This window comes from Streptomyces ossamyceticus (genome assembly GCF_001418475.1).
In the GTDB taxonomy this organism is placed as follows: domain Bacteria; phylum Actinomycetota; class Actinomycetes; order Streptomycetales; family Streptomycetaceae; genus Streptomyces; species Streptomyces ossamyceticus.
In genome coordinates this window covers 1-4,383 of sequence record NZ_LIQX01000520.1, presented here as the reverse complement: position 1 = coordinate 4,383, position 4,383 = coordinate 1, and the positions used below count along the sequence as shown (strand labels likewise).

Annotated in this window: 3 protein-coding genes and 1 tRNA gene; 3 read left to right on the top strand and 1 reads right to left on the bottom strand. The window is 71.0% G+C overall.

The genetic code is table 11. The features are described from left to right. Positions 1-117 precede the first annotated feature (117 nt). From AOK15_RS31730 to AOK15_RS31720, 3 genes are all read left to right on the top strand, one after another. Entirely contained in the window at positions 118-1,323 is a 1,206-nt protein-coding gene (locus AOK15_RS31730; protein ID WP_055521782.1) for a DNA polymerase III subunit delta', read from the top strand. Positions 1,324-1,497: 174 nt separating this feature from the next. Further along, the gene (locus AOK15_RS31725; RefSeq protein ID WP_055521781.1) at positions 1,498-3,084 is read left to right on the top strand and encodes an alpha/beta hydrolase; all 1,587 of its coding nucleotides are present in this window, start codon (positions 1,498-1,500) and stop codon (positions 3,082-3,084) included. 155 nt (positions 3,085-3,239) lie between these two features. Continuing rightward, positions 3,240-3,316 (top strand) — tRNA-Thr (locus tag AOK15_RS31720). Between the two features lie 67 nt (positions 3,317-3,383). On the opposite strand, the gene AOK15_RS31715 is transcribed toward AOK15_RS31720, so the two are convergent. After that, positions 3,384-4,376, bottom strand: a complete 993-nt coding sequence (locus AOK15_RS31715; RefSeq protein ID WP_055521780.1) for an MBL fold metallo-hydrolase — start codon at positions 4,374-4,376, stop codon at positions 3,384-3,386. Between the last annotated feature and the right edge of the window lie 7 nt (positions 4,377-4,383).

Sequence of the window (4,383 nt, the reverse complement as noted above, 5' to 3'; positions counted from 1 at the left end):
CGGAAGGGGGCGCGTCCGTGGTCCGGCCTTGCCGTCGGTTCGGTGGTGTCAGTGGGGTCGCGCAGAATGGGGGCGACGGGTTCGGGGTCGGTGCTTGGGACGGAGGGCGGTGGGGGCATGACCGTGTGGGACGACCTGGTGGGGCAGGAGCGGCTGAGCGGGCAGCTGGACGCGGCCGCCCGGGACGCGGATGCCATCGTCACGGCGGCGGAGACGGGGGGGCCGCCTCCCGAGGCCTCGAAGATGACGCACGCCTGGCTGTTCACCGGGCCCCCGGGAGCGGGCCGGAACACGGCGGCGCGGGCGTTCGCGGCGGCGTTGCAGTGCGTGAGTCCGGACCGGGCGCTCGGGGGGAGCCCGGGGTGCGGGTTCTGCGACGGGTGCCACACGGCGCTGGTGGGGACGCACGCCGACGTGACGACCGTCGCGGCCGTCGGCACGCAGATCCTCGCCGAGGACATGCGGGACACGGTCCGCAAGTCGTTCACGTCGCCCGCGAACGGGCGGTGGCAGGTCATCCTCGTCGAGGACGCCGAGCGGTTGAACGAGAAGTCGGCGAACGCGGTCCTCAAGGCCGTGGAGGAGCCCGCCCCCCGTACGGTCTGGCTGCTGTGCGCGCCCTCGCTGGAGGACGTGCTGCCGACCATTCGCTCGCGGTGCCGGCACGTCGGGCTGCTCACGCCGTCGGTGGACGCCGTGGCGGACATGCTCGTACGGCGTGAGGGCATCGAGCCGGAGGCGGCCGCGGTCGCCGCCCGGGCCACCCAGGGGCACATCGAACGGGCGCGTCGGCTGGCGACCGATCCTCGGGCCCGGGAGCGGAGAGCCGCCGTACTGAAGCTGCCGTTGCGGATCGAGGACATCGGCGGATGCTTCAAGGCCGCGCAGGAGCTGGTGGACGCCGCCTCCGAGGAGTCCAAGCAGCTGGCGGAAGAGGTCGACACCAAGGAGACCGAGGAGCTGAAGACGGCGCTCGGGGCCGTGCAGGGCGGGCGGATGCCGCGCGGCACGGCGGGCGTGATGAAGGACCTGGAGGACAAGCAGAAGCGGCGCCGTACCCGGGCCCAGCGGGACAGCCTGGATCTGGCGCTGACCGAGCTCACCGGCTTCTACCGGGACGTGCTGGCCCTGCAACTGGGGTCGCGGGTCGCCCTCGCCAACATCGAGGTCCAGGACGTGCTGGAACGGATGGCCCGCAACGGGACGCCCGAGGCGACGCTGCGGCGGATCGACGCGATCGCGGCCTGCCGGGAGGCGCTGGACCGCAACGTCGCCCCGCTGCTGGCGGTGGAGGCCATGACCATGGCTCTGCGGTCCGGCTGACGGTGGTGAGGGACGCGCTCGGTGGCTCGGGCGAGTAGGGGTGGCGGCGTCCGGGGCAGTGGTGGCGGGGCGTTCGGGTGAGTACCGACGGGCGTTCGGTTGACCGCGCCACTCGTACGAGGAGCATTCGTCGCCGTTCGTGATCATTTGGGTGCCTGTGGTTACGCTCGCGAGATGCGAACCAGGCGTACTTCCCGGCCGAATCGGTCCTCACGTGTCGGCGGCGCGTTGCTCGCCGCCGCGGCGCTGCTCGTGTCGGCCTGTTCCTCCGGCGGCGCGAGCCGGGCGGCCACGGCGGACGACGGGGCGCCCGCGCTCGGCCCGCTGCCCCGCGCGACGCCCGCCGCGCTCGCGCCGTACTACGAGCAGAAGCTGCGCTGGCGCGACTGCGAGGTGCCCGGCTTCCAGTGCGCCACGCTGAAGGCGCCTCTGGACTACGCGAACCCCGGCGAGGGCGACATCAAGCTGGCGGTCTCGCGCAAGAAGGCCACCGGCCCGGGGGAACGGCTCGGTTCACTGCTGGTCAACCCGGGCGGTCCGGGCGGCTCGGCCATCGGCTACCTCCAGGGCTACGCGGGCATCGCCTACCCCGCGCAGATCCGCGCGCGGTACGACATGGTCGCCGTCGACCCGCGGGGCGTGGCCGGCAGCGAGGGGGTCGAGTGCCTCACCGGACGCGACATGGACGCGTACACGCGGACGGACCTCACCCCGGACGACGGGGCGGAGAAGGACGCGCTGGTCGCGGCGTACAAGCGGTTCGCGGAAGGGTGTGGAGCGCGGTCTCCGAAGCTGCTGCGGCATGTGTCCACGGTCGAGGCGGCCCGCGACATGGACGTCCTGCGGGCCGTGCTCGGGGACCGGAAGCTGACGTACGTCGGCGCCTCGTACGGGACGTTCCTCGGCGCGACCTACACGGGCCTGTTCCCGGAGCGGGCCGGCCGACTGGTGCTGGACGGGGCGCTGGACCCGTCGCTGAGCGCGGACCGGCTGAACCAGGAGCAGACGGCGGGCTTCGAGACGGCGTTCCAGGCGTTCGCGGAGGACTGCGCGCGCAGGGACGACTGCCCGCTGGGGCGCACGCCGGCACAGGTCGGCACCAACCTGAGCGCCCTCTTCGAGCGCCTGGACGCGCGGCCCCTGCCGACCGGTGAGGCGGGCGGACGGAAACTGGGAGAGTCCCTGGCGACGACGGGGGTGATCGCGGCGATGTACGACGAGGGGGCGTGGCCACGGCTCCGCCAGGCCCTCACACAGGCTGTCCGGGACCAGAACGGCGCCGGACTGCTGGCCCTCTCCGACGGCTACTTCGAGCGGGAGGCCGACGGCGACTACTCCAACCTGATGTACGCCAACGCGGCTGTGAACTGCCTCGACCTGCCGGCCGCCTACGCCACGCCGGACGAGGTGGAACGGGCGCTGCCCGCGTTCGAGAAGGCGTCCCCGGTGTTCGGCCGGGCCCTGGCGTGGGCCTCGCTGAACTGTGCGTACTGGCCGGTGAAGCCGACGGGGGGACCGCACCGGATCGAGGCGAAGGGCGCCGCCCCGATCGTCGTGGTCGGCACCACCCGTGACCCCGCCACGCCGTACCGCTGGGCCTGGGCCCTGGCCTCCCAGCTCTCCTCCGCCCGCCTCCTCACCTACGACGGAGACGGGCACACCGCGTACGGGAGGGGCAGCGACTGCGTCGACTCGGCGATCAACACGTACCTGCTGCGCGGCACGCCTCCCACGGAGGGAAAGCGCTGCTCACCGTCCTGACGCGCGCCCCGGCCCGCGGAGGGGGCGAGGCGTGCGACCCCGCCCCAGGCTGCGCGCGGCCGGGCCGCTGGGGTGCTCCGGACCCTGGTTCGGAGCACCCCAGAAACTGTGTAGACTTACCGACGTTGCTGATCGCACCATAGTGCGGACGGCGCGCCGCCTTAGCTCAGATGGCCAGAGCAACGCACTCGTAATGCGTAGGTCTCGGGTTCGAATCCCGAAGGCGGCTCCACTTGAAACCCCAGGTCAGGAATCTGATCTGGGGTTTTTGCTGTGGGCGGCTTCGCTGGAGCCCCGGTTCAGGTGTGTTGTTGGTGTTGTTCTGGTAGGTGGCTTTCCGGGTGGGCCCAGATGACGAGGTTGTCCGGGTGGGGGGTCGCTCCTGTGGTTGGTTCGTGGTTGAAGAAGTCGATGATCTCTCGGTCGGAGTGGCGCAGGCTGAAGTGCGTCAGGACGAAGACGGTGTCCGGGTGGGACTCGATCACCGGGCGGAGTTCGCTCCATACGGTGTGGCCGACCTGGCGGGCCCGGGGGATCTGGGCGTCGTCCAGGTAGGTGCACTCGGTGATGATGACCGGGTAGTCGAACAGCCACGGGTTTCGGGTGAAGACGCTCGCGTGTGTGTCTCCGAGGAACGCGAAGAGGGGGCGGGTCCCTTCCTCGTAGATCGCGGCGTCACCGTCGTCCTTTCGTCTCTGTGCGATGAGCCGGCCGAATTCCCTTCCCTGGCCCGCCGCCAGCATCGACGTCTTCAGGTCTTCGAACTCCGGCTTGAGGATCTTCTTCTTCTCCGCGAAGCAGTAGCCCACACACGGCACCTTGTGCAGGCACTCGACCACCCGGACCGTGTAGTTGCTTCGGCCGCCCGGGGTGAACTCGTCACCTGGTCGCACGCCGTGCAGGCGGTACTCCGGGGCGCGGGACGGATCGAACGTCGGTCCGTGGTTCAGTTCGGTCGCGGCGCGCAGGTAGGCCTCCGCGTACGGTTCCGCTTCGGCCGGGAGGTAGATGTCCACGCCCCCGTCCCTGGCGGCCAGGTAGTCCAGGTCCTTGGAATGGTCGAGGTGGGTGTGCGTCAGGAACACCGACTCCACCTGCCGGCCTTCCGCCAGGCCCGCGTCGAGGCTGCAGCGGAGTTCGGGGATGTGGAAGAACGTCTTGTCGTTGGCCCGTGAGTATCCGGTCAGGGTCAGTTCGGTGCCGGGTATCTTCCACGTCTTCCACTGGCGGAACGGGTGCCCCTTCCCGAGTCGTTGCGGGTGAGGGATGGGTGGGGTGGGTTGGTCGTTCATTCTTGCC

What these genes read in the sequence shown, in the direction of transcription:
- AOK15_RS31730 (WP_055521782.1), top strand. Translation starts at nt 118, where the DNA reads ATGACCGTGTGGGACGACCTGGTGGGGCAGGAGCGGCTGAGCGGGCAG.
- AOK15_RS31725 (WP_055521781.1), top strand. Translation starts at nt 1,498, where the DNA reads ATGCGAACCAGGCGTACTTCCCGGCCGAATCGGTCCTCACGTGTCGGC.
- AOK15_RS31715 (WP_055521780.1), bottom strand. Translation starts at nt 4,376, where the DNA reads ATGAACGACCAACCCACCCCACCCATCCCTCACCCGCAACGACTCGGG.